The sequence below is a fragment of the Blastococcus sp. HT6-30 genome, from assembly GCF_039729015.1.
In the GTDB taxonomy this organism is placed as follows: Bacteria; Actinomycetota; Actinomycetes; order Mycobacteriales; family Geodermatophilaceae; genus Blastococcus.
Genome location: NZ_CP155792.1, coordinates 278,949 through 304,457, shown reverse-complemented (window position 1 = coordinate 304,457; position 25,509 = coordinate 278,949). Strand labels below are relative to the sequence as shown.

Below are 25,509 nucleotides of genomic sequence, written 5' to 3'. Positions count from 1 at the left end.
CGGCGCGGGAGAGTGGATCACTCCCGCCACGCGGTCACCATGCTCCGGTCGAGATCCCCGAGCCGTGGGGCGCCGGACAGCGCGAGCACGTGTGCCAGGTCCGCGGTCAGCGTGCGAAGCGCGTCTTCCACGGCATCAGCGCCACCCGCTCCCAGGGCCCACAGGACCGGCCGGCCGATCAGCACGGCGCTCGCTCCGAGGGCCAGTGCCACGAGGGCGTCCAGCCCGCTGCGGATACCGCCGTCTACCAGTACCGGGACGCGGCCGGCGACGGCGTCGACGACCTCCGGCAGCGCGAGCGCCGTAGGCACCGCCCGGTCCAGTTGCCGGCCCCCATGGTTGGACACGATCACGGCGGCTGCCCCGGCATCGACGCACTTGGCGGCCTCGTCGCCGCGGAGGACGCCCTTCACCACCACCGGCAGACCGCAGACCTCGGCCAGTCGGCTGATGACCTCCGACGTCATCGACGGGTCCTGTTCCGCGGCCTCTCGGCCGATCGACCCGGGGACGAGGTGCTGTGCCAGGTTCACGAGGAAGAGGTCGTCGGGCACCGAGATGCGGACGCCGTCCACGCGCGACTTCCGTCCGACGTAGGGGGTATCCACGGTGAGCACGATGGCCCGGGCCCCGGCGACGGCGGCACGTTGCACAAGCGCCTCGGTGAGCCCTCGGTCACGCATCAGGTAGGCCTGGAACCACCAGGGCCCCGTTGCGCTGACGCCTACGTCCTCGAGCGTTCGCGAGGCACGCGTCGACACCACGCCGAGCGCGCCCGCTCTGCCGGTCCCGGTCATCGTGGCGCATTCACCGTCCGGATGGGCCAACGCGTGGAAAGCCATGGGAGCGACGACGAACGGACTGTCGACCGTGACGCCCAGCAGGGTGGTTCTCAGATCGACCTCGGAGACGTCCCGGAGGACGCGCGGCCGGAGACGGTAGCGGCACCAGGCGGCCTCCGCCTCGCCGACCGTCAATTCCTGCCCCCCACCTGACCGGTAGTACTCCCAGACCGCCGGCTCGAGACGTTCACGGGCGGTGGCCTCGAACTGGGTCAGGGCAGGCAGCATCCTCGCAACCGGGGCAGCGCCCCGTCTCCTCTCCGCCGGCGGTCGCACATCCGCAGGAAGACTACGGGCCCGACGGATGGCAGGCACTGCGCCTGCGCAGCCGGGGTCGCGCTCGCCCCGAGGCCGGCAACGTAACGGCCGCGTTTCGTCGACGCAGTCCCGTCCGACGGCGTCCTCCTCCCTGGAGGTCCTTGGCCGCGCACGATCCTCATGGGTGCGCTCCTGCTCGGGGCCGCGCTCCCGCTGCTGATAGCCCTGTCAGGTCCGGCGCAAGCCGTCCCCGGGGCAGCCGGACCGCAAGGGTCTCTGAGTGAGAAGTCACCCGGGCAGGCGCCGGCGGTGGCAGGCGCCGACCCGGTCCACCACGAGCGCGCTCGAGGGATCGACCTGACATCCTTGCCGGTCACCGCACCGCCGACAGGGCTTCCGGGAGATGGCTTGGACCCGGCGGCCGATCCTGGCAGTGGGGGCGGCGGCGTCTCGTCCGCAACGACGGTCGATGGCTCGCCTGCCGACCCCCCGGTCGATGCCCCACCGGTCCAGGTTCCGGGCGACGCCCCTCCCGTGGCGGGTCCGGAAGCAGGCTCCCTGGTGTCGGTGCCCGCCGACCGCCCCGGTCTCCGAGGCCCCCCCGACCTCCGATGTACCACCCGATGAGGACGGGCTCCGACCTGCGACGGCGCCGGCCAAGGATCAGCAAGAACGGACGCCTGGCGAGCCGGGACCGCCACTTGCCCGGATGTCACTCCCCCCACCGGCGGGTCGCCCACCGGGGGGAACGACATCTCCGGGGACGAGGTCACTTCCGACAGCACCACCCCGGACGACACCAGCACCCCGGACGACAGCACCACCACCCCGGACAGCACCACCACCCCGGACAGCACCACCACGTCCAAGGTGAACGCAGTCGCCCCGAGCGCCTCGATCGCCCCCGTCGACCCGGGCAACTCCACCCCCGATGAGGATGCGGTGGCGGACTACAGCAGATACGTCGCGGCGGCCATGCTGCTCGGGATGATCGACACGTTCGCTGCCGCACTGATCCCGATGCCCCTCACGCACGCCGTGCGGAGCAACCCGCCGGGCTCCGAGGCGCGCCGACGCGGATTGGCATTCGCCTGCTCGTAGCGGGACTCGTGGGCACGCTCGCCGCGGCGATCACCACGAGCTTCGCCCCGCCCTCGGTGGCCACCGCCGTCGCCGTCGCCGCCTTCACGCTCTTCGCGTGCAGCCACGTGTGGGCCTGGCTGCACGGGGAGCTGCGGTTCACCCGCTACGCGATCATGACGGTGGCGGAGGTCGCCGCCCGGGTGGCCTTCAGCGCCGGGATCGTCTTGCTGGGCTGGCGCGCAGGCGGTGCACTCCTGGGATTCCCCCTGGGCGTGGCGGTCGTGCTGCTCACCGCGCCGCGCGCCATGCTCACGACCTGGTCTGGCGGCCCGGGTGCTGAAGGAACGCCAGCGGTGGGCCGAGACCGGCGACATCGCACTGGCACAGTTGATCGCCTCGGTCCTCGTCGGTGCCGACGTCGTGCTGGTCACCGTGCTGGACGCCGTGCCGGTCGAGGCCGCGGGCTTCCAGGCGCTGTCGACGCTGGCCAAGGGCCCGGTGTACGTCGCGGCCGGCGCCGCGGTGGTCGCCTTCCCCTTGCTGCGCAGCCACAGCGCCCGGCTGGGCGACATCCTCCTCGCGACGCTGCGCTCGTTCGGCACCCTCGCGTTTCCCGGAGCGGCCGTGCTGGCGACCGCGCCGCCGACGCTGATCATGCTGGTGCTACCCGAGCGTTACGCCGACTCGGTCCGGCTGCTGCCCGTGCTGGCAGCGGACGGGGTCGCCTACGCCGCGATCACCATGCTCACGACGGTGCTGCTGGGCCTGCGTGCCTACCGGCGAGCCCAGCTCGGCCTGGTCGTGGCTGCGGTCCTGCTGCCGGCCGCCATGCTGCTGGGGTGGGCCTCCGGGGGCGTCGCCGGGGTCGCGGTGGGAACTGCGGCGCAGCGCGCTGGCCGGAGCGGCCGGCATGGCCGTCGCGGCCGCTCCGCTTCTTCCGTCGGGATCCGTGCGCGTCGTGGCCGCCCGACTGGGGGCGGGGACGGTGCTGCTGGCGATCCTCGTCGCCGTCCGGCCGCTGCCGGCGCTGTGGCCGGCGCTGGTTGTCCTGGCGGGCCTGGTCGTCCTGGCGGGCCTGGTCGTGCTCCGCGCGCTGCGTCGTGCTCCTGCCGTGGCTGACGACGATCCGCGCGCCGAGCCCATCGACGCGGGGACGAGATGACCGCCGAACCACTGGCTGCCCGGCTGACCGCGGCGACGGCGGACGGGGGGTCGGTGCTCGTGCTGTCGCCCCACCTCGACGACGCCGTCCTGTCCTGCGGAGGGCTCCTGAGCACGCTGCTGCCCCGGACGCCGGTCACGGTGGTCACCGTGTTCTCCGCCGCGGGGTCGCCCCCGCACACGCGTGCGGCGCGGGCGTTCCTGAGCCGGTGCGCCGCCGTCAGCACCGCCGACCTCTACGCCGACCGTCAGCAGGAGGACGCCGAGGTCCTGGCCCGGCTCGGGGCCGAGCGCCTGCACCTGGACGTGCCGGATGCGCTGTTCCGCCGCCGGGAGGCCCCCGGTCCCTTTCCTGGCTGGGCCGCGCGTTGCCCGAGCTGGCGCACCGGTACCCGACGTACCGTTTCGACATCGCCCGGGGACGGATCGCCCGCGGGGATCAGCGGCTCCTCGATGAACTCACCAGCCGACTCGCCCGCGTGGTCGAGGCGCACGACCCCCAACTCGTCCTGCCGCCGGTCGGCGTGGGCCGGCACGTCGACCACCTCCTCACGCGCGAACTCGGTGTCCGCCAGGAGAAGCCGGTCGTCTACTACTCCGACTTCCCCTACGACCTCAGCGGGGCGGCCGATCCGGTGCTCCTCGCCGCCATCGGCTCGAGCGCTGCGCGTGGGATGACGGCATCGACCGCAAGGTCGAGCTCGTACGGGGTTACCGCACCCAGGTCGACGCGCTCTTCCCCGACGGGCGGATTCCCGTGGTGCCCGAGACCTACTTCGTCGCCGGGCCCCCGCCATAGCGGCAGTCGAGCGAACTGCCACGGCGAAGCCGCTTCGGAGGCGCCGAACGAATCCGGTCGACCGGCACCGGCCAGCCCCAGAGCCGGGTGGCGCGCCGCCTCACACGCCGTGCAGGTTCCCCGCGGTGCGACCGGGCAGGACGTCGGCGGCCTCGAGGGCGTGTGCGTCCGCGGATCGACGCAGCACCCAGTCGGCCGGCAGCACCAACCGGGGCGCGACACCGATCAGGACGGCCATGAGGAAGGCGACCCCGGCAAGCGCCCCGCCGGCCGCCTCGAGGTAGGTGCTCGCCGCGGCCAGCGTGCTGGCCACGCCGTACGCCCGCTCGACCAGCCAGGTCACCGCGGACAGTCCCACGGATGCCGCCGCGTAGAGGGTCAGGGTTCCCAGGACTCGGCGACGGTCACGTCGCTCGTGGCGGCTGAGGAACCACAACCCCGCGATGACGACCAGCGCGGCCCCCGAACCCACTCCCACTCCCGCGCCGGTGCCGATCGCTGTTCCGACGCCGGCCATGGCGTCGGTGTGCAGGGTGCCGTCCGCCTTCGTCACGGCGATCCCGGCGGCGACGACCGAGACGGCCGACCACCACGTGCGCCGACCGGGGAGCCGGCCAGCGGCGAGGATCGCGGCCAGCGCGGCGACGGCGAAGAGGCCGGCGGTGAACACATCAGCCACCGAGACCGGGCCGTCCATCGACAGCAGCCGGGCGGCGGCACCGGAGCTGCCTCGTCGTTCGAGGACGAACGCGGTCGTCGGGAGCGCCACGGCGAGAGCGGCGAGAGCCACCCCGGCGGGAGGCAGCGGAACGGCACGCCGCCGTGCACGAGGTGCCGGGCTGGCTCCCTGGGGTCCGGTCAGCACGTCCCGGCTTCCCGGCCGTACCCGGTCGGCGGCACGGATGGTCTGGCCGACCGCCACCCCGACGACCGCGGCGAGCACCATCCACACGACAAGTCCACCGACGACCCACACCCACTCCACGGGATGATCATCGGCGAGCCGGGCCCGGACCTTGACCGGCCCGAGCCCGGTGACGGTTCCCCTGGGGCGGCCGGGTCAGCTGAGCCGCCGGAGCAGCTCCCGGAGACCGTCCCGCCAGTCCTTCGGCCGGTAGCCGGCCGCCTGGATCTTCGACAGGTCCAGCACGCTGTTGAGCGGACGTGGCGCGATGCCCGCCTTCCCGGCGAAGTACTCGGCGGTGCTGACGCGGCTGACGTCACCGGCGGAGCGGCCGCGGGCGGTGAAGACCATCTCGGCGACGTCGGCCCAGGAGGCCGGGTCGCCGTCGCCGGTCAGGTTGTAGGTGCCGTGCGGGGCGCCGGTCTGCACGAGGTGGCGGATGCCGGCCGCGAGGTCGCCGGCGTCGGTGAGCCGGCCGATCTGGTCGTCGACGACCGAGGGCGAGGCGCCCCGGTCGGCCAGGCCGGCCATCGTGCGCACGAAGTTGCTCCCCTCCCCCACCACCCAGGTGGTGCGCACCAGCCAGTGCCGCTCGATGGCGGTGGCGCAGGTGTCGCCGTCGGCCTTGCTGCGCCCGTAGACGCTCAGCGGCGAGGGCGGCAGGTCCTCGGGGATGGGGCCGGCGTGCCGGCCGTCGAACACGTACTCGCTGGAGACGTGCACGAGTGCGCATCCGTGCCGGTCGGCCGCCTCGGCCAGGTACCCGACGGCGTCGACGTTCGCGGCACGGACCGCCGCCAGGTTCGCCGGGTCCTCCGCGGCGTCGACCGCCGTCCACGCGGCGGCGTTGAGGACGATGTCGACCCCGGTCCAGTCGAAGGCGCGCACGGCGGCGTCGTCGGTGACGTCGAGCGCGGACCGGTCGAGGGCCACGGCGTCGGGGAACTCGCGGCGCAACGCCCGGCCGAGCTGGCCGCCCGCGCCGACGATGACGGCGTTCACTGCCCGCGGGCGGCGTAGCCGGCCTCGACCTGCTCCTTCTGCGGGCGCCACCAGCCCCCGTTGGCGCGGTACCACTCGATGGTGGCCGCCAGGCCGTCGCGGAGGTCGGTGTAGCGGGGGGTCCAGCCGAGCTCCGTGCGCAGCTTGGTGGCGTCGATGGCGTAGCGCAGGTCGTGCCCGGCGCGGTCGGTCACCGAGTCGAAGGCGTCGGCCGGCTGGCCGGTCAGCTCGAGGATGAGCCCGAGCACCTCGCGGTTGCTCCTCTCCCCGTCCGCGCCGATGAGGTAGGTCTCCCCCGAGCGGCCGCGGTCGAGGATCGCGTGCACCGCGGAGTTGTGGTCGTCGACGTGGATCCAGTCGCGCACGTTCTCCCCCGCCCCGTACAGCTTGGGGCGCCGGCCCGACAGCACGTTGGTGATCTGCCGCGGGATGAACTTCTCCACGTGCTGGTAGGGCCCGTAGTTGTTCGAGCAGTTCGAGATGGTGGCGGAGATGCCGAACGAGCGCACCCACGCGCGTACCAGCAGATCCGAGCCCGCCTTGGTCGAGGAGTACGGGCTGGAGGGGTTGTACGGCGTCTCGGGGGTGAACCTCGCCGGGTCGTCGAGTGCGAGGTCGCCGTAGACCTCGTCGGTGGAGATGTGGTGGTAGCGGATTCCGTGCGTGCGCACCGCCTCCAGCAGCGTGAACGTGCCGACGATGTTCGTCTGCAGGAACGGCGACGGGTCGCGCAACGAGTTGTCGTTGTGGCTCTCGGCGGCGAAGTGGACGACGACGTCGCAGCGGCCCACCAGCCGGTCGACCAGCTCGGCGTCGGCGACCGAGCCGTGCACGAACTCGATGTCGTCGCGGACGGCGGCCAGCGACGCCTCGTTGCCCGCGTAGGTGAGCGCGTCGAGGACGACGACCTCGAACTCCGGGTGGTCGCGCAGCGTCTGGTGCACGAAGTTCGCGCCGATGAAGCCCGCGCCGCCGGTGACGAGCATGCGCATCGTCCGCTGACCCCTCCCGCCGGTGCGCCACCCGCCCGACTGCGGGCGAGCCTGTCCGGTCACCGTAGTAGCCGGGGCTCGCCCAGCGCCGTCAGCTCCGTGCAGCGCCGGGCTCCGGGACCGTGCCGGGCAGCTGCTCGGGGAGGTCGAGGGCGTGCGCGTCCGCGGCCCGGCGGAGCGCCCACTCGGCCGGCAGCGCCAGGCGCGGCGCCACACCGATGAGCACGGCGACGAGGAACGCCACCCCGGCCAGCGCCTCGCCTGATTCCTCGACGAACGTGGCGGCGTAGGTCCACCGGCTGGCGACGCCGAACGCGCCGGCCGTCACGTAGGAGACGGCCGAGAGGCCGACCGACGCGACCGCGTAGCAGGCCAGCACGGTCAGGATCCGGCGGCGGTCACGGCGTTCGTGCCGGCTGAGCCACCAGAGGCCGCCGACGACGACCCCGGCCGCGACCGCGCTCATCGCCGTGGCCACGCCAACGCCGACGGCGTCGGTGAGGCCGACGACCACCCGCTTGTGCACGTTGCTGCCGGCCTTGACCGTGGCCATCCCGGCAGCGACAAGCCCGACCGCCAGCCACCAGGTGCGCCGGCCGGGGATGCGCCCGGCCCCCGCCCACGCCACGACGGCGGCCACGGCGAACAACCCGGCGATGTAGAGCCGCGGCAGCGAGTAGCGATCGTCCATGGAGAACAGCTGCGCCACGGCGCCGGCGTCGCCGGCGAGTTCCAGCACGTAGCCGGTGGTCTCCAGGAGCACCGCGACGGCCATCAGGGCGATGCCCAGTCGCGGCAAGGGAACCGGCCGGCGACGCAGCCGCCTGCCCGCCCGGTGGAGCGGCGGAGCCTGGTCAGGCCCGGCGGCCCGCGCAGCAGCGGCCTCCGGCATCGCGTTCGTGCGGTGCCGCGACCGGGCGGCGGACACATCGGCCAACCGGATCCCGCGGCCGATCAGCACCGCCAGCACCGACGCGAGGACCAGCCACGCGACCAGTCCGGCCAGCACCGAGAGCCACCACACCTTCTGTCCATCGGGACGGCCGTGTGGAATCTTGAGCGGTGGAGCGGCGATTTCCCGGCACGGGGATGCTAGCGACGTCGCAGCCGTCCGACGACCGAGCACGATCCACTGCGTCGCTCGTGGCGGCAGGGCCCAGGTGGCGGGGGGTGACAGACGCGGTCAGCCCGACCGTGGCTGCGGCATCTGCACCGGCCAGTCAGGGCGGGCCGGAGGAGCGGCGGATACCGGTACCCGGAGCACGGCCGGATCCGCGCCCGGGGCGTCCAGCCAGACGTGGGTGCGCACCGACCGCTGGTCCGCGAGGTCCACGGCCCGGCCGATGGCCAGCGCCAACACGGCCGCCACCGTCACCCAGACCACCAGTCCGCCGAGCGCCCACAACACCGACGGACACTCCCCCGATGCGCGGTTGTCTGAAACGCGCGTCCGGCCGACGGCTGGCACCGCCTCGCCGTCGGGCTCCCGTGCGGGTCAGTACGCCCCGGAACCGCCGCGGACCGCACCGAGGGTCTTCCAGAGGATGAACAGGTCCATCCCGAACGACCAGTTCTCCACGTAGCGGACGTCCATCCGCACGGAGTCGTCCCAGCTGAGATCGGACCGGCCGCTGATCTGCCAGAGCCCGGTCATCCCGGGCTTCACCAGGAACCGGCGGTGCATGTCGAAGCCGTAGCGGTCGGTCTCGTGCGACAGTGGTGGCCGCGGGCCGACGAGGGACATCTGCCCGCACAGGACGTTGACCAGCTGCGGCAGCTCGTCGAGGGAGTAGCGACGGAGGACGCGTCCCACCCGGGTCACCCGTGGATCGTCCCTCATCTTGAACAGCACCCCGTTGCCGTCGCTGTTCGCCTGGAGCTCGGCGAGGCGCTGCTCGGCATCGACCACCATGGATCGGAACTTCAGCATCCGGAAGATCCGACCGTCCCGGCCCACCCGCTCCTGCTTGTAGAGGACCGGCCCCCGGCTGGTCAGGCCGACCGCCGCGGCGATGCCCAGGAGAACGGGGAGCAGCAGCACCAGCCCGATCGCCGCCGCCGTGGCGTCGAAGGTGGCCTTGGCCATCCGCCGAGGGCCGGTGAGCTCGGGGCGTTCGACGTGCAGGAGCGGCAGGCCCGCCACCGGCCGGATCGCCACCCGGGGCCCGGCGAACTCGGTGACGGCCGGGGCGAGCAGGAGCTCCGCCTCCGTCTGCTCGAGGTCCCAGCCCAGGCGCCGCAGCGCCGGCCCCTCCAGCTCGGGGCTGGGCAGCACGGCCACGGTGTCGATCCCGTACCGCTGGACGACGTCGATGACGTCGTCCAGCGAGCCGAGCACCGGCAGTCCGTCGAAATCCTGCTCCCGGGACCCGGCCGCGGCGGGCAGGCAGCACCCGACGATGTGGAGGCCGTGGTAGCGGCTGGCGTCGACGAGCTCGTGCAGGGCCGCCACGCCACTGCGGTGCCCCACGACCAGCGTCGTCTGCTGGCAGCGGCCCCGGCCCCGCTCCCGGTGCAGGGCCTGCCGGCGGGCGTAGCGCTGGAACAGGGTGAGGAGCGCGGCCATCGGGAGGGCCACCACCACGAACCCGCGGGCGACGTCCCACTTCAGCGCCCAGCTGGTGGTGCCGAACGCGGCCATGACGCCCACGCTCGCCATCGCCACCCGGCGGAACTCGTCCGCACCCACCCACAGGTAGCGCTGCTCGTAGGCGCGGCCCATGAACATGGCCAGCACCCACACGAACGGCATGGCGGCGACGACGGCCACCGCCTGCTCCGGGCCGGCGCTCGAGATCGCCACCGCGTCCCCGCCGAAGCGGGCGAACAGACCCATGAGGCCACCCGCCAGGGCGCAGCCGGCGTCACCCAGGACCACCGAGACGACGTACCGGGAACGCCACCTGCGGCGGTCCGCACCGTGGTGCTCGCGCACCGGCCGCAGCGGGGACGGGGCGGGGCGGACCTGTCCGTCACTCCGCGGAGAGCCGACGACGTCCTCGGTCGTCGAGATCATGTTCCCCAGCCCCCGCTGTCGGCGCCCTCCACGAACACCCGCCTGCCGGGCGCCGGCCAGATGGATCTCGGCGACGCCCTGCTCCGCACCGTCGCCGCTCGGCCATCCTCTTGCGGTACCGGACGTTGCCGACGCGGATGCCGACACGGAATGTGACGTCGGTCCCCCGATCGGGGGACGACCGTGCTGGCGAGCCCCCCGAGGCGCGGGGACGACGGGGGTGGCCTCCTCCTGCACCGGTCGGCTCATCGGGCGGACCACGGCCGGCCGGGCAGCGACAGCGAGGGGTGCGCGGCGCCCGGGCAGACGACGTGGGTGAGCACGCCCCGACCCTAGTTTTGCGGACCGACGAGTCTCGACCACAGGACTCCACAATCGCGGCCGTCGATTTCGTCAGGTCCAGGCGACCACGGGGACGGGTGTGGTCAGGGTTGACCGTGGTGACGGAGTGACGCACGAGGCGCTCAGGGAAGGTGAGTCACGGCCACGCTCACCTCGCCGCCGGATCGTCCTCGACCGCGACGCGCTCCCGGCGGAGCTGCCACGCCGCTCGGCAGCGGACTCAGCCGGCGCGGCGGCCGAGCGCGCGGTAGGTCCAGCCGGCGGCGGTCCACCGCTCCCGGTCCAGCGCGTTGCGCCCGTCGAGCACCCGCTTCTGCGCCACGACCCGGCCGAAGGCGACCGGGTCCAGTTCCCGGTACTGCGTCCACTCCGTCAGCACCAGCACGGCGTCGGCCCGCTCGGCCGCCTCTTCGGCGGTGTCCGCGTACTCCAGCTGCGGCCACAGCCGACGACTGTTCTCCACCGCGGCCGGATCGGTGACCCGCACGACAGCGCCCTGCAGCTGCAGCTGGGCGGCCACGTTCAGCGCCGGGGAATCACGGATGTCATCGCTGTCGGGCTTGAACGCCGCACCCAGCACCGCCACCCGCTTGCCCAGCAGCGACCCGTCGCAGACCTCCCGGGCCAGCTCCACCATGCGGATCCGCCGCCGCATGTTGATGTTGTCCACCTCGCGCAGGAACGTCAGCGCCTGATCCGCCCCCAGCTCGCCGGCCCGGGCCATGAACGCGCGGATGTCCTTGGGCAGGCAGCCGCCACCGAACCCGAGCCCGGCGTTGAGGAACTTCCGGCCGATCCGGTCGTCGTACCCGATCGCGTCGGCCAGCTGCTTGACGTCGGCACCGGTGGCCTCGCACAGCTCGGCCATCGCGTTGATGAAGGAGATCTTCGTGGCCAGGAACGAGTTCGCCGCCGTCTTCACCATCTCCGCGGTCGCGTAGTCGGTGACCACCTGCGGCGTGCCCCGCTCGACGATCGGCGCGTACACCTCATCGAGCAGCTTCCGCGCCGTCTCGCCGTCCTCCCCTGCCGGCAGCCCGTAGACCAGCCGGTCCGGGTGGAGGGTGTCCTGGACGGCGAAGCCCTCGCGGAGGAACTCCGGATTCCACGCCAGCAGCGCCCCCGGCACCTTGCCCGCCACGAGCTCGGCCAGGCGCGCGGCGGTGCCCACCGGAACCGTCGACTTGCCGGCGACCAGCTCTCCCGGCCGCAACACGTCGAGCAGCGACTCGGTGGCCGCTTCGACGTAGCGCAGGTCCGCGGCGTACTCGCCGCGCTTCTGCGGCGTGCCCACGCACAGGAAGTGCACCGCGGCACCGGCAGCATCACCGACGTCCGTGCTGAAGCGGAGCCGTCCGGTCGCGAGGGTGCGCTCGAGCAGCTCCTCGAAGCCTGGTTCGTAGAACGGCGCCTTCGCGTCCGACAGCGAGGCGATCTTGCGCTCGTCGACGTCGATGCCGACGACCTCGTGACCCAGCTCGGCCATCGAGGCCGCGTGGACGGCACCGAGATAGCCGCAACCGACGACCGAGATCTTCATGCAGTGCTCCAGCCCGAGAGGTGCGAGGTCGGTCAGCCGGCCGAACGCTGCTGTCCGGGGGAGCACGCTACGGGGTCCGGGGCGGCCGCAGCCACTGCCGCGAGAGCCACTACCCAGGAGCCGGTCACAGACAGAGCGCGAGCCGACGCGGCGCTCCCGCCCGGGAGCGGGGCGCTGACCGGCCCGCCGGGCGAGGAAGTTGACTCGTCCGCCCCAACCGCCCCGATCTGCCTGCCCGTCCGGCGTGGCGCCTGGACCGCCCGTGGGCGACACGGATGGTCGTAACCTCGGCCGGGCACGACAACGGGGGACCTTGTGGACGACGACACACGCCGCATCGGCGACGGGCGCACCGACGCCGAGCTGGGGCGTGCCCGCGCGGAGCGGTTGCTCCTCCGGGACCAGGTCGACGAGGAGGGTCCGGATCGTGACGGGACGCCGTCGGACCCCGAGCGCCCGCGCCGCCGACTGCGGCGGCTGCTGATCTCCCTCGGTGTGCTCGGCCTGGTTCTCGCACTCCTCATCGGTGGCGGATTCTGGTACCTGACCAGCCGGTACGGCGGCAACATCGACCGGGTCGGCGACGTGTTCGCCGACCTCGAGGAGGGAACTCGCCCCGCGCCGGCTCGGACCGCCGCGGGAACGCCGGTCACCTTCCTGCTCATGGGTTCGGACACCCGGGCGACGTCGGACGAGGGCATCGCCGAGGGCGGTCGGTCCGACGCGATCATGATCGCCCGCTTCACCGGTGACCGGACGCACGCCCAGGTCATCTCGATCCCCCGGGACAGCTGGGTGGAGATCCCCGGCCACGGGATGAACAAGATCAATGCCGCGTATGCCTTCGGCGGCCCCACGCTGCTGATCCAGACCGTCGAGCAGTTGACCGGCGTGCGCATCGACCACTACGCCGCGATCGACTTCGAGGGCCTCATCCAGGTCACCGACGACCTGGGCGGGGTGGACGTCGTCGTGGCCGAGACGACGACGAACGGCCCGTACACCTTCACGGCGGGCGTCAACCACCTCGACGGGGACCAGGCGCGCTGGTATCTCGGGCAGCGCTACGGCCTGACCGGCGGCGACTTCGACCGCGTGCGCCGGCAGCAGCAGTACCTGAAGTCGATGTTCGGCCAGCTGTTCAACTCGAACACGTTCGGCGATCCCGCCAAGCTCGACAGCGCCCTGCTGACCGTCACCGACGCCGTGGCCGTCGACGACGGCCTCGGCAACGCCGACCTGCTGAACCTGGCGTACTCCCTGCGGGGCATCACCCCGGAGACGGTGGACTTCTTCACCGTTCCCGTGCTGGGGACCGGGCAGGAGGGCGCGGCGAGCGTCGTCTACCTCGACCACACGTCGGCCGACCGCCTGTGGGGCTACCTCCGCACGGACTCCCTGGCGCCGAACGCCGACGAGTTCGCCGAGCAGGCGTTGCCGGACGTCCCCCGCTGAGGGCAGGTCTCACGCTCCAGACGCCCCGACCGCCTCGGTCGCGACCAGCTCCGCGATGCGCGCCAGCACCGGCACCAGCGCTCCGCTGATCTGCTCCCCCACCTCCTGGTGCACCTCGATCGATCGGCCGATCGGGTCGGGGATGTCGTCAGCCCGGCGCGTCGCCCGGCGCCCGCGCGCGGCCGCCATGGCCGCCACCCACGCCCGGAGCTGATCGACCGCACCTCCCGACCCCACCTCCCCGGGGTCGCGCCCGCCGACCAGACCGGCCGCCTCGCGGAGGAGGAAGGTGCGGGTCAGCGCCCGGGGCTCCAGCCCGAGGACGGCGTCCCGGTGCCGGCGGGTCATGACCAGCACGAGATCCGCCTCGGCGGCCAGCTCGCCGTGCAACTGCTGCGCCCGGAACCCGGCCGGATCGCCACCGAGCCCGCGCAGCACCAGGCCGGTGTCGGGGTGCATCCCCGCACCGGCCACGGCCTGCGTGCCGGCGCTGAGCAGCCTGACCGTGGCGGCCTCTGCGCCCAGGGTGTCGTCCAGGTAGGCGCGGCCCAGCTGCTCGGCCAGCGCGGAGCGACACACGTTCCCCGTACAGACGAAGAGGACGGTGAAGGGGCGGGGGGACGGATGCTCCGAGGGCACCCGCCCAGTCTGCGGCGACACCGACGACCTCACCTCTTCCGGGCGTCACATCCTTCTCACCAGGAACCGCGTCGACGCGCGCCTGCGCCACTGTCATGTTCTGCCTCCATACAGTCACGACATGCGCCTCCTCTTCGTCTGCACGGGCAACATCTGCCGTTCGCCACTGGCGGAGCGGCTGGCCACCGCCTGGGCTGACCAACGACTCGGGCCCGTCGCGGCAAATGTCTACATCGCCAGCGCCGGCACCGACGCGCTCGACGGCCGTGCCATGGACAAGCGGAGCGCCGCAGCCCTCACCGGTCTCGGCGGCGACCCGAACGGCTTCGCTGCCCGGACGCTCGTGCCGGAGATGGCCACCCACGCCGACCTGGTGCTGACCATGACGCGTCGGCAGCGTCGCCTGGTGCTCGCCGACGCACCGCGTGCGCTCCGGCACACCTTCACCCTGCCCGAGGCGGCCGATCTGCTCCAGACGGCGGACCTGCGCGGCGTGACGGAGCTGCCGCTGCACACGCGGGCGCGGGAACTGGCCGTGCGCCTCAACGCCGGCCGGGCGCACCGCATGAGCATCGAGGCCGACGACGTGAACGACCCGATCGGCCACTCGGGTTCGGTGCACAAGGAGGTCGGCGCGCGCATCGCCCGCAAACTCCGGCCGCTGGCCGACATCCTCTTCGCCGAGGGCGCTGCGGGCCAGCAGTGGTCGCCCCGTCCCGCCATGCGGCAGCTGCCGGACCTCCGGGAACTGGCTCGCCCGCGCACTCGCTGAGCACGCCAGGCACTTCCGGTGCAACGAGCCGGTCACGGAATGCGCCGGCCGGTTCGTCGCTGACCGGGGCGCGTTGCTCCGGCACCGTAAAGTCGGAACGTGCTGGGTCTGGAACGCCCCCCTCGCTGGGGCATCATCACCCTCGTAGCGCTGGTCGTGGTGAACGCGGCGCTGCTCACCTACCTGGCCCTGCGGCCGGCGCCCGACGACCCGTTCGCCGGCCGGTCGGCGCCTGCGGGGCAGGCATCCGAGGTCTCACCGGCCACGCCGTCGGAAGGCGCGGTAACCACTGCTCCCGCGTCGACCGAGGAGTCTCCGGTTCTGGCCGTCTACGGCGACGGCTACTCCACCGGGTCCGGCCTGGGTGGCCGGGGCGCCGCCGGCTGGCCGGCGCTGGTGGCCGAGCGGTCGGGCGCGGACCTGCGGCTCAACGCCGTGTCGATGGCCGGCTTCGCACGAGCCGGGGTGACAGGCCAGGACTTCGCCGACATCGCGGCCGCCAGCCCGGTGCCGGAGGCGGACGTGACGGTCGTCTTCGGCAGCCGCAACGACCTGGGCAGTTCCTCGGCCGCCGTCGGGGCCGGTGCAGCCGAGACCTTCGCACAGATTCGCACGGCCGCCCCGGACACGGAGCTGGTGGTCGTCGGGCCGGCGTGGAGCAGCGCTGACGTTCCGGCGGACCTCTACCTGCTGCGCGACGCCGTGGAGGAGGCCGCGGTCGCTGCCGGCGCCACGTTCGTCGACCCGTTGGCCGATGACTGGTTCACCGCGCCGTCCGGCCTCATCGCGGCCGACGGCATCTCCCCCACGGACGCCGGCCACCGGTACCTGGCTGACCGCATCGCACCGGCCGTCGAGCAGGCCCTCGAGGCGACGACCTGACCCGCTGCACGTTCGGCCGGAGCCACCTGCGGTCGCCTGGAGCTGAGACCGGCCCCACAAGCCGAACGGCCCACCGCCGGAGGGGCGGTGGGCCGTTGCGCAGGTGCCCGCAGGCGGGGACTCTCAGCGGCTGTGCTTGGGCGCGGGAGGCTTCGGGCGCTCCCGCAGCGGCGGTGCCGTGGCGTCCCGGACGGCCGGCATCGAGGTGGTGTGGGTGGCGAGCTTCTGCCGCCCGTCCTTGTCCCGCGCCTCGGCGCCCAGCTCCGGGCGGGCGTCGTAGCTGTAGCCGTACCCATACCCGTACCCCCCGGCCACCTTCGGCGGAATCCGGTTGAGCACCACGCCGAGCAGCTTGGCGTCGATCCGGTGCAGGTTGGCCGCGGCCTGCTCCAGCTGCGCCTTGGTGGTGACGCCGTGCCGGGCGACGATGATGGCCCCGTCCGCGGCCACGGAGAGCACAGCGGCGTCGGTGACCGGCAGCAGCGGAGGGGCGTCGACGAGGACGTAGTCGTTCTCCTGCCGCGCCTGCGCCAGCAGCATGCGCATCTGCTTCGACCCCAGCATCTCACTGGGGTTGGGCGGCATCGGACCTGCCGCGAGAACGGTCAGCTTTCCGTCCCGGAAGGGCTGGGTGAGCTCGTGGTAATCCGCGTTGCCGGCGAGCACGTTGGACAGACCCGCACCGCTGATCATGCCGAGGTACCGGGTGACCCGGGGCCGACGGAGGTCGCCCTCAATGAGGGCCACCCGTGCGCCGGACTGAGCGAGGACGACCGCGAGGTTGACCGCGACGGTCGTCTTGCCCTCGCCGGGCAGTGAGCTCGTGATGACGATGGTGCGGGCCGGGTCGTCGACGTCGAGGAACTGCAGGTTCGTCCGGATCTGCCGGTATGCCTCTCCCGTCTCCGAGTAACCGTCCTCGTCCTCGGCGACGTGCCGCTCGCTGAGCGCTGGGTCCTCGACCAGGGCACCGACGAGCCCCGCCCCGGCGAGCCGGCTCACGTCGTCGGCGGTCTTGACCGTGTTGTCCAGCCGCTCGCGGCCGATCGCCGCGCCCGCCCCCACCAGCAGGCCGGCCAACCCGCCGAGGGCGAGGTTTCGCATCGGCTGGGGAGTCGTCGGGGCTTCCGCCACCTTCGGCGCCTCGGTGACCGTCACCTTCACCATCGACGCGGTCGCGCCCTCAGGCGTCTCGAGCTCGGTGACCAGGTCGGTGAACTGCTCACCGATGACGGCGGCGATGTCGCGGGCCTCGGTCGCCGACGGGCGGGTCACGGTGACGTCGAGCAGGACGGTATCGGGGATGGCGCTGGCCGTGACGGACGCCGCCAGCTCACCCGGCGACTCAGCCAGCTGCAGCTCCTCGACGACCCGGCCGGCGACCTGCTCACCGGTGAGCAGCTGCACGTAGGAGGTGACCCGCTGCTGGGAGAAGAGGTTGCCCTGGTAGGCGGTGGAGGTGTCGTCGGTGCCGGTGGTCGAGACGAACAGCTGCGTACTCGACGCGTACAGCGGCGTGGTCTGCAAGGTGACCGCGCTGGCGGCCGCCAGGCCGATCAGCAGCCCGACGACGAGAAGCCACCAACCGCTGCGCAACGCCTGCACGACGTCCTTCAGTTCCACGGACGGGCCTCGCAATCGGGAGATGGAACGAAATGAGCGCCGTCCGTGGCGGAGAAGAGCAGACCTGCGTTCGCCGCAACGCTACAGCGAAAGGGTCGGTACAGCCTGCAAGGAGCGGGCATGGCGAAGGTCAGACGATGCGACAGCCTCACGCGGCCCGGACGGAACCCGCCTTCACCTGCTCCAGATACCAGGCGTACGTCTGCTCCACTCCCTGGCGCAACGGGATCTCGTCGCGCCACCCCAGGTCGTGCAGCTTGCTGACGTCGAGCAGCTTGCGCGGCGTCCCGTCGGGCTTGCTGCTGTCGAACTGCAGCTCGCCCCGATACCCCACGACATCGGCGACCAGCTCGGCGAGCTCCCCGATCGACAGGTCGCTGCCGATGCCCACATTGATCGGCTCCGGTGCGTCGTAGTTCTCGAGCAGGAAGAGGCAGGCGCGCGCGAGGTCGTCGACGTGGAGGAACTCGCGGCGGGGGGTGCCCGTACCCCACACGGTCACCGAGGGCGCGTCGTTCTGCTTGGCCTCGTGGAAGCGCCGGATCAGGCCCGGCAGCACGTGTGAGTTGGTGGGGTGGAAGTTGTCCCCGGGGCCGTAGAGGTTGGTCGGCATGGCGGAGATGTAGTGGACGCCGTACTGGCGGCGCAGCGCCTGCACCTGGAGGACGCCGGAGATCTTTGCGATCGCGTAGGCGTCGTTCGTCTCCTCCAGCGGGCCGGTGAGCAGGCTGTCCTCACGGATCGGTTGCTCAGCGAACTTCGGATAGATGCAGCTCGAGCCCAGGAAGAGCAGGTTGGTGGCACCGTGGCGGGCCGCCGCATCCAGGACGTTGACCTGCATCCGCAGATTGTCGGAGATGAAATCGGCCGGATAGGTCCTGTTGGCCAGAATCCCGCCTACCTTGGCGGCGGCCATGACCACGGTCGCCGGCTTCTCCGCGGCGAAGAACGCCTCGACGGCCGCGGCATCGCGCAGGTCGAGCTCGGAGGAGCTCCGGGTGAACAGCGAGGTGAAGCCGGCGTCCTGGAAGTGGCGGAGCACGGCGCCCCCCACAAGTCCGCGGTGTCCGGCGATGTACGTACGGGCACTGCGATCGAGCCGTGTGACGCGCATTACGCTCCCTGATGTTTCGACTTGCCACTTACAGTAGCGGCACAACGCCCGAGCGCTTCGGGCCCAACGGTCTGGAGCAGTTCTGTGGCGAAGTCGGCCTTGATCACTGGTATCACCGGCCAGGACGGCTCATACCTCGCGGAGCTCCTGCTCGGCAAGGGATACGAGGTGCACGGGCTCGTTCGCCGGTCGTCGAGCTTCAACACCGGCCGGCTGGACGGCATCTACGAGGACCCGCACGTCAGCGGCCGGCACCTCTTCCTGCACCACGGCGATCTGAACGACGGGGTCACGCTGATCAACCTGCTGCGCGAGGTCAACCCCGACGAGGTCTACAACCTCGGGGCGCAGTCGCACGTACGAGTGTCGTTCGAGCAGCCGGTCTTCACCGGTGACGTCACCGGGGTGGCCGCGATGCGCCTGCTCGAGGCGGTCCGTGCTGCCAGGGTGCGCACCAAGATCTACCAGGCGTCGTCGTCGGAGATGTTCGGTGCGACGCCGCCGCCGCAGGACGAGAACACCCCCTTCTACCCACGCAGCCCCTACGGCGCCGCCAAGGTGTACGCCTATTGGGCGACGCGAAATTACCGCGAGGCCTACGGTGTGTTCGCCGTCAACGGGATCCTGTTCAACCACGAGTCCCCACGTCGCGGGGAGACCTTCGTCACCCGCAAGGTCACCCGGGCCGTGGCCCGCATCCAGGCCGGCATCCAGGACAAGCTCTACATGGGCAACTTGGACGCCGTTCGTGACTGGGGCTACGCCCCCGAATTTGTCGAAGGTATGTGGCGCATGCTGCAAGCTTCCGAGCCGACGGACTACGTTCTGGCCACGAACACGGCATACTCGGTGCGCGACTTCGTGCAGATGGCCTTCGAGCACGTCGGGCTGGAATGGGAGAAGTATGTCGAGCACGACTCGCGTTACGAGCGCCCCACCGAAGTCGACGCACTGATCGGTGATTTCTCCAAGGCGAAAGCGCAACTGGGCTGGGAGCCTAAGGTCCTCACCCCTGAGCTGGTCAAGATTATGGTGGACGCGGACGTCCAACAGCTCGAAGACGAGCGCTCCGGTCGACTAGTCCGAGTCGATAGGTAGCTCGACAACTGCAGCTACCCCCTTAACCAGTAGCCGAATGCGCCTGTCGCCTAGCAGGCCCGCGGACTTCACTGACCACTCATCACCCTTAACGCGCAGGCGACTAGACACTCCTATCGGAGTGCAATAGTTGGCAGATCGACAAAGGGAGAGGTCCTCTTGAACACCAGAATGAGCGCAATAGCCCTCCGGGGCGTCTCATTCAGGACCGCACCTATCGCAGAGGTGTCGGACGAGCTAATCCGCCGAGCCCTAGGGGGCTTGCCGGAACCAGTTCGGCTAGTTAACACAAACACCTTAGCGAACGCGGGCGCAAGCTCTGAGTACAACCGACTCCTGCACGGATCCGGTGTCAACATCCCGGATGGAACGCCACTACGGTGGCTACTCTCACTAGTTGGACGGCGACGTATCCCTCCCTTGAGGGGCCCCGACCTCTTTCGAACGACATTGTCACGCGGGCAAACAGTAGGCCTACGCCACTTCCTCTTGGGTGGCACCCCGACGAGCCTCGGTAGACTTGAACGTGAGATCAAGGCCTCGTACCCAAACTGTCATATTGCAGGCGCCTGGAGCCCCCCGTTTCGGGCCCTCTCTGCAGAGGAGATTAACCAGCAGGACGCCACCATAACCCGTAGCGGCTCGCACATAGTATGGGTGGGACTCGGGGGATCCCGACAAGACTATGAGGCAGCTCGAATTGCGACCCAGTTGCAGATCACCGCTATCGGCGTTGGCGCTGCGTTCGACTTCGTTTCCGGGGCTAAACCCGAAGCGCCTCGTTGGCTCCACGGCTCCGGGCTCGAGTGGATTTACAGATTGATCACCGAACCTCGACGCCTCTTTGCTCGGTACATGGTGCAGTCGATCAGTAGCCTCAAGTGGCTGGTCTTCGGATGAGAATAGCCGTCGTCCACAGCTACTATTCATCAAGTAGCCCCTCGGGAGAGAACGCAGTAGTAGACGCACAGGTAGCGGCTTTGAGGAGTCGTGGCCATACAGTCGATCTGCTAGCCCGGCGCACAGACGACGCTGGCGACTTCAAGGCTCTGAAAGGTGCCGCGACTACACTCACCGGTGTAGGTCCATCTCCCGGTCGCCAAATACAAGAACTCGCTCCCGACGTCATCCACGTACACAACCTGTTTCCCAATTGGGGCAGTCGCTGGCTGAAGGGGCAGACTGCACCCATCGTCGCTACGCTGCACAACTACCGCCCTTTCTGCAGCGCCGCCATCCTCTATCGTGACGGCGCCGAGTGTACGGCCTGTCCCTCATCAGGCTCATCCCTCCCCAGTATTAGGCATGCCTGCTATAGAAACAGCCGCCTAGCTACCCTGCCTCTAACCTGGCAGACTCGGTCAAGCGGGATCCACAATCCGATTCTGGGGGCGGCTCAACGCGTAGTCGCGCTATCGGAGCGCTCAGCGTCCATGATCCGCAAGTATTACCCGGCGCCCCTCGATCTCGAGGTGATCCCGAACTTTACGGCCAGTGCCTCTTTAAGGACAGCGCCCCGGAGTGGATGGCTGTACGTCGGCCGCCTCACAGAAGAGAAGGGCGTAGAGCAGCTCCTCGCCGCCTGGCCGGCCTCCGAGCATCTAACGATAGTGGGTAACGGACCGCTGGCCCCAGTTGTGCACGAACACTGCCGAGAGAAGCCCAGGATCACGTACCGAGGTCGTCTGAATGCCCGAGAGGTGCGGAACGCGATGGCTCAGGCTGAAGGATTGATCTTCCCCAGTAGGTGGGCAGAGGGCTTGCCAACGGTCTTCCTGGAATCTCTGGCTGAAGGATTGCCGGTCATCGCGCTGGCGGGATCGTCGGTTGGCGACGCAGTGCAGACTCGCGGCCTCGGACAAACATTGAGTCACTTCGGCCAGCTTCGCGACGCCATGCGCAGCGTCCGGGAACGCGCCCCAGAGCTGAGCCGACTGGCCCGGGCTGAGCATGCGCAACAGTACTCTGAATCTGTTTGGGCTTCAAAGATGACTGCGCTATACCGACAGCTTGTCGATGCCCGATGACGACTGTAGTCATAATGCAGGAACACATACCGCAGTACAGACTCGACTTTTTCGAGGCGTTGCTTGACACGCTCCGCAACAACAGCGTTGACCTACTGATATACGCCGGAAAAGCGAGTTCGACTCTGTCCTCCCGTAGCGACTCGGCTACACCTCAGTGGCGTCGCCTTGTCCGGCAGGTCCACATTAACATCGCCGGTCGGCGTGCCACCCTTCGCCTTGTCCCCACAACTGTTTGGACAGCCGATCTAGTCATAGTTGAGCAGGCCCGCAGGAACCTGGACGTCTACCTTCTAGCTTTACTACGACCCGACCATCTGGCCCTGTGGGGGCACGGCCGTGACTTTGTGCAGTCGCGAGGCCGCGTCAGTCGTGCGGTCCTGAGGTGGCTTTCCAAGCGCGCGGCCCACATATTCGCTTACACAGGCTCGGGCGCGGCCAGTCTAATACTGCAAGGCGTCCCTAGGGACCGCATCACTACTGTCATGAACAGTAAGGCGCATCCCGATCCAACAGCTGGTGAGGATCATGGGGTCGTTGATCGACGTCGGATGGTTAGCATTGGCGCCATCGATTCTTCTAAGAGACTATCCTTGCTAGTCGAGGCATACCATCGGGTCAAGCAAGAGCTGCCCAGTCTAGAATTGCACGTTGTGGGTGCAGGCCCCGACTTGGGGACGTTGATGGAGAAGTGCAAGACAGAACCTGGCATTGTATTCCACGGAAGAATGACTGGGACCCAGTTGACCGCGCTGGTGCGGAGCGCCCGGCTGATCGCCAATCCCGGTCGGGTAGGCCTCGTGGCACTTGACTCGTTTTACTATGGGCGACCAATATTTACGACTGCCGACTGGCATCATGCGCCTGAATTCGACTACTTGACCCACGGGGTGAACGCCGTAGTTGCTGCTGGTGATGTTGACTCATACGCAGCGGCGCTACTGGAAGGCATGGTGAATGACGACCTATGGGAGCGCCTGCGTCATGGCTGTGTAGAGTCCGCAGGGAACTATTCTCTCGAGAACATGATAACTAGGTATGCGCAAGGAGTCCTTAGCGCCTTAGCTCAACAGGGTATAGCGGCGGGGAGGTAGCCGGATGCTACGCACCGTCTGGGCACTTGTCAGCCTGTAGCGAGGGTTCTTTATCCAACCAGTCCGGGTACTGGAATGCGCCGAAGCATGCATTATCACAACTCGCTGGGCGACAGAAGGCTTGGGAGGCAGGGAATTGGCCAGGCGCGTTTCCGCGTATACCGGCTTGAGGCATCCTCGCGTCATCGTTGATCAAGTGTCCCTCACGCGGCTCGGAACTCGGGCCGAGCTGACGCTGCGTAAGCACGCTCGTCAGCATGTCTTGTTGAGGCGTGTGTGGACGGGGCTTAACGCAAGCGGTCCCAGACACGCCACTGGACAGCCCGGGGCGCATGCGGCAGGCGATGGGGTCACGGAGACTGCGGCTGGCTACCTTCTGCCCACGCCCCACCCGCGTGCCGGCATTGGACACCGCCTGAGCTCATGGATCAGCGCCTACTCGGTTTCGAAAAGGCTTGGACTAGAGCTCCTACACCGACGCCAAAGCCCAGTATGGGATGCGGAATTCGGGTTGGATATGGACCCTGCGTGGGATCCTGCGGCTTCTCACGGACGGAACTTCTTCTTCCTGCCCCCCGCAGAAGGAGATGAGGATCAGGAAGCTTGGCGCCTAATCGAGGCCGAAGTGAGGCGTCGCGGAGGCAACCAGGCCATCTTTCGGCTAGCGATGGACCACCCCTCGCACGTGCAGGACTTAGGGGGCCAGGAGCTTGCCCGCAGGTATTGGTTGAAGCACGAAGTTCCTGCAATCAGTGGCCCTCTCCAGGTCTCGGTCCATGTGCGCCGTGGCGACGTCAACCGCGGCATGACGGCGCGGCACAGAGATTACGCATACTTTGAGCGCTGCCTGGATGCGGTCGCCCTTGGGGCTGGAAGCACTCCGATGGTGGTGACCATACATTCACAAGGAGCCGCGCCCTCGATCTCGGTGCCTAGCCGGGCCAAGGTAGTGTCGGACCTGGACGGCGATCCAGTGAAAACGATGCTCGCGATGGCCAGTTCTGACGTTCTGATTACCAGTCCCAGCAGCTTCAGCATGACCGCAGGATTTCTTTCTAAAGGGCTGGTTATTCGAGAGGAGCCTTGGTGGCATTCGTTTCCTGAGGGCGATCGTTGGTTGGCTGTCTACACGCGCGATGGCTTGCCAACGCGGCAGAGCCTTGGCGAGATTGCGCATGAAGTGTCAGCACGCCTTGTCCACTGAGTCTTCGTCCGACGTACCCCTCAGCTCAAGCGGGAGGGTTCTTCGCCGGAAGAACCGTCGCTGCGGCGCCCGATCAGCGCCTCGCTGTGGCTAAGGTGGCGAAGGACCAGGTGGAAGCCGATGGGCGGCCTTCAGCAATGCCAAGTGCGATGAAATGCGGGAGATTGTGAGCCTCCGCCAGGCGGGGTCGCGGAAGGTGGCGATCGGCGCTCTCTGGATTTATGGATCTCAGGTGGGCACCATTCTTCTGCAATTCGGTTACGCCGCGATAACCTCACGCGCCCTTGACCCAGCGGCGTTCGGTGCGTACTCCGTGGCGCTCACCGTGGCTGCATTAGCTGGCCTCCTGGCGAATGGTGGTCTGGGCCAAACAGTGGCACGCGTGCAGTCGTTGACCTCAGCTACAGTCGAGGGCCTCCTGACGTTGGCATTGCTAGTCGGCCTGATTGGGGCGTCGGCGCTCTATCTGACATCTGGTTTCTGGTCGGCTCTTTGGTCTGCGCCAGACGCGGAACTTTTGTTGAAGGTAATGGCGATAAGTGCCTTCATATCGCCGTGCCTTGGATTGACTTCTGGACTAGTGCGACGCTTGGGCCGTTTCCGTCAACTGAGTATAGGAATCCTGGCTAGCAATCTGCTGGGTATGGCGCTCAGCCTAGCCGTACTAGCGGTGCACCCCTCGGCCATCGCCCTAACCGTCTCGCCGGTAGCGGCGCAGCTGGCTCAGCTAGCCACCTTCCTCTACCTGGGGCGGGGCGTTGTCCGCAGGCCCGGCAACCTGCGGCCCGTGCGTACACACTTGTCGTTCAGTGGAAAGATCATGCTTACTTTCCTCCTGGCCTATGCGACCGGGAACCTGCCCCGTTTGGCGGGATCGCATGCTTTGGGTACCGCCTTTCTGGGTCAGCTTAATCGAGCTGAGGTTCTATCGTCGATTCCTCTACAGCAGCTGCAGAACGCTATAGTCCAAGCGGTGTACCCGGAATTTCGTCATGACGAAAAGTCGCCGGTTCGTGCGTTTCGCGTCTGGACCGACATGCTGGGAGTCATCGCATGGCTGGTAGGCCCTATCGCTGGCCTCGGGTGCGTCGCCATCCCGGCCTTGTTGCCAGTGATTTTTGGTGATGGCTGGGAGTTGGCTGCGACACTGACGGTTCCTCTGGTCCTGCTGGGTGCTGTGCAGATGCCAACCGTTGTACTGATGAGCGGGATTGAAGCAATCGGGCGGTTCGCATGGATCTGGTTCACCCAAGCGTTGGCCCTGGTTGCCAGTTGTGCAGGGGCAGTCCTCGCCTGGCAGCTGCATTCGTGGGTGCCGGTTGTCATCGCACCGTTGGCCGCCACGATCGTCCAACACCTCGTACACGTCGCGGTGGCCATCAGTTGGGGCTACGTCGACGGTCGGCGACTGCTCCTGTTTTACGTTGGCGGCTTACTCGCGGGCGTTGCCGTTGGCGCTTCAGCGTATGCGTGCAAGTACGCCGCGTTCGCCGATGGTGCAACTGGCTGGGGTCGCATCCTCGGTGGCTTAGCCCTTCTGTGCCCCGTCATTGCAGCGTTCTTGTTTAGGCGCCAGCTGCCTATTTCGAAACTTCTAGCTACTTACAGCATCCTGAGGTAGTCGCCTCGGAGGCGCTGAACTCGAACTAGGTGGTCGGCTCC

General features: G+C 69.3%; 19 protein-coding genes. 8 read left to right on the top strand and 11 right to left on the bottom strand.

Translation table 11 applies throughout. From position 1 onward, the window contains the following. Positions 1–17 precede the first annotated feature (17 nt). Positions 18–1,070, bottom strand: a complete 1,053-nt coding sequence (locus ABC795_RS01375; protein ID WP_347059022.1) for an alpha-hydroxy acid oxidase — start codon at positions 1,068–1,070, stop codon at positions 18–20. 900 nt (positions 1,071–1,970) lie between these two features. On the opposite strand from ABC795_RS01375, the gene ABC795_RS01370 reads away from it, so the two are divergent. Beyond that, the gene (locus ABC795_RS01370) at positions 1,971–2,201 is read left to right on the top strand and encodes a hypothetical protein (protein ID WP_347059021.1); all 231 of its coding nucleotides are present in this window, start codon (positions 1,971–1,973) and stop codon (positions 2,199–2,201) included. Between the two features lie 315 nt (positions 2,202–2,516). Next, positions 2,517–3,302: a hypothetical protein gene (locus ABC795_RS01365; protein ID WP_347059020.1), complete on the top strand. Its 786-nt coding sequence runs from the start codon at positions 2,517–2,519 to the stop codon at positions 3,300–3,302. Between the two features lie 941 nt (positions 3,303–4,243). Here the strand turns inward: ABC795_RS01365 and ABC795_RS01360 are convergent. The 7 genes from ABC795_RS01360 to ABC795_RS01330 form a co-directional block, all read right to left on the bottom strand. After that, positions 4,244–5,128 carry a hypothetical protein gene (locus ABC795_RS01360; protein ID WP_347059019.1) on the bottom strand — a complete coding sequence of 295 codons (885 nt, stop codon included), beginning with the start codon at positions 5,126–5,128 and terminating at the stop codon, positions 4,244–4,246. A gap of 75 nt (positions 5,129–5,203) precedes the next feature. After that, the gene (locus ABC795_RS01355; RefSeq protein ID WP_347059018.1) at positions 5,204–6,049 is read right to left on the bottom strand and encodes an NAD(P)-dependent oxidoreductase; all 846 of its coding nucleotides are present in this window, start codon (positions 6,047–6,049) and stop codon (positions 5,204–5,206) included. Next, the gene (gene rfbB / locus ABC795_RS01350; RefSeq protein ID WP_347059017.1) at positions 6,046–7,041 is read right to left on the bottom strand and encodes a dTDP-glucose 4,6-dehydratase; all 996 of its coding nucleotides are present in this window, start codon (positions 7,039–7,041) and stop codon (positions 6,046–6,048) included. Before rfbB ends, ABC795_RS01355 begins: the two co-directional genes overlap by 4 nt. 91 nt (positions 7,042–7,132) lie before the next feature. Beyond that, on the bottom strand, positions 7,133–8,065 hold the full coding sequence (locus tag ABC795_RS01345) for a hypothetical protein (RefSeq protein WP_347059016.1): 933 nt from the start codon (positions 8,063–8,065) through the stop codon (positions 7,133–7,135). A 159-nt stretch (positions 8,066–8,224) separates the two neighbouring features. Further along, positions 8,225–8,449: a hypothetical protein gene (locus tag ABC795_RS01340; RefSeq protein ID WP_347059015.1), complete on the bottom strand. Its 225-nt coding sequence runs from the start codon at positions 8,447–8,449 to the stop codon at positions 8,225–8,227. A gap of 87 nt (positions 8,450–8,536) precedes the next feature. Further along, positions 8,537–10,057 carry a sugar transferase gene (locus ABC795_RS01335; RefSeq protein ID WP_347059014.1) on the bottom strand — a complete coding sequence of 507 codons (1,521 nt, stop codon included), beginning with the start codon at positions 10,055–10,057 and terminating at the stop codon, positions 8,537–8,539. Positions 10,058–10,619: 562 nt separating this feature from the next. Next, positions 10,620–11,939 carry a UDP-glucose/GDP-mannose dehydrogenase family protein gene (locus tag ABC795_RS01330; protein ID WP_347059013.1) on the bottom strand — a complete coding sequence of 440 codons (1,320 nt, stop codon included), beginning with the start codon at positions 11,937–11,939 and terminating at the stop codon, positions 10,620–10,622. Between the two features lie 315 nt (positions 11,940–12,254). Between ABC795_RS01330 and ABC795_RS01325 the strand changes: the two genes are divergently transcribed. Then, positions 12,255–13,394, top strand: coding sequence for an LCP family protein (locus ABC795_RS01325; protein WP_347059012.1), 1,140 nt, complete (start codon positions 12,255–12,257; stop codon positions 13,392–13,394). 9 nt (positions 13,395–13,403) lie between these two features. On the opposite strand, the gene ABC795_RS01320 is transcribed toward ABC795_RS01325, so the two are convergent. Further along, complete coding sequence (locus tag ABC795_RS01320; RefSeq protein WP_347059011.1) at positions 13,404–14,033, bottom strand: hypothetical protein; 630 nt, start codon at positions 14,031–14,033, stop codon at positions 13,404–13,406. Between the two features lie 121 nt (positions 14,034–14,154). Between ABC795_RS01320 and ABC795_RS01315 the strand changes: the two genes are divergently transcribed. Both ABC795_RS01315 and ABC795_RS01310 read left to right on the top strand, forming a co-directional pair. Next, entirely contained in the window at positions 14,155–14,805 is a 651-nt protein-coding gene (locus tag ABC795_RS01315; RefSeq protein ID WP_347059010.1) for a hypothetical protein, read from the top strand. A 99-nt stretch (positions 14,806–14,904) separates the two neighbouring features. Then, entirely contained in the window at positions 14,905–15,687 is a 783-nt protein-coding gene (locus ABC795_RS01310; protein ID WP_347059009.1) for an SGNH/GDSL hydrolase family protein, read from the top strand. Between the two features lie 123 nt (positions 15,688–15,810). Here the strand turns inward: ABC795_RS01310 and ABC795_RS01305 are convergent, their stop codons facing one another. Further along, the gene (locus ABC795_RS01305) at positions 15,811–17,310 is read right to left on the bottom strand and encodes a polysaccharide biosynthesis tyrosine autokinase (protein ID WP_347059008.1); all 1,500 of its coding nucleotides are present in this window, start codon (positions 17,308–17,310) and stop codon (positions 15,811–15,813) included. A 148-nt stretch (positions 17,311–17,458) separates the two neighbouring features. Then, positions 17,459–18,424, bottom strand: a complete 966-nt coding sequence (locus tag ABC795_RS01300; protein ID WP_347059007.1) for a GDP-L-fucose synthase — start codon at positions 18,422–18,424, stop codon at positions 17,459–17,461. A gap of 84 nt (positions 18,425–18,508) precedes the next feature. Between ABC795_RS01300 and gmd the strand changes: the two genes are divergently transcribed. The 3 genes from gmd (at position 18,509) to ABC795_RS01285 (ending at position 25,468) form a co-directional block, all read left to right on the top strand. After that, positions 18,509–19,522, top strand: a complete 1,014-nt coding sequence (gmd, locus tag ABC795_RS01295; protein ID WP_347059006.1) for a GDP-mannose 4,6-dehydratase — start codon at positions 18,509–18,511, stop codon at positions 19,520–19,522. Positions 19,523–23,370: 3,848 nt separating this feature from the next. Continuing rightward, complete coding sequence (locus ABC795_RS01290; RefSeq protein WP_347059005.1) at positions 23,371–23,847, top strand: hypothetical protein; 477 nt, start codon at positions 23,371–23,373, stop codon at positions 23,845–23,847. A 196-nt stretch (positions 23,848–24,043) separates the two neighbouring features. Then, positions 24,044–25,468 (top strand): oligosaccharide flippase family protein, encoded by a 1,425-nt coding sequence (locus ABC795_RS01285; RefSeq protein WP_347059004.1) that lies wholly within the window; start codon positions 24,044–24,046, stop codon positions 25,466–25,468. The last annotated feature ends 41 nt before the right edge of the window (positions 25,469–25,509 follow it).

Excerpts from the sequence above, each read along its gene's own strand:
- ABC795_RS01335 (WP_347059014.1), bottom strand. The coding sequence starts at position 10,057 with ATGATCTCGACGACCGAGGACGTCGTCGGCTCTCCGCGGAGTGACGGA.
- ABC795_RS01315 (WP_347059010.1), top strand. The coding sequence starts at position 14,155 with ATGCGCCTCCTCTTCGTCTGCACGGGCAACATCTGCCGTTCGCCACTG.
- ABC795_RS01330 (WP_347059013.1), bottom strand. The coding sequence starts at position 11,939 with ATGAAGATCTCGGTCGTCGGTTGCGGCTATCTCGGTGCCGTCCACGCG.
- ABC795_RS01375 (WP_347059022.1), bottom strand. The coding sequence starts at position 1,070 with ATGCTGCCTGCCCTGACCCAGTTCGAGGCCACCGCCCGTGAACGTCTC.
- rfbB (WP_347059017.1), bottom strand. The coding sequence starts at position 7,041 with ATGCGCATGCTCGTCACCGGCGGCGCGGGCTTCATCGGCGCGAACTTC.
- ABC795_RS01300 (WP_347059007.1), bottom strand. The coding sequence starts at position 18,424 with ATGCGCGTCACACGGCTCGATCGCAGTGCCCGTACGTACATCGCCGGA.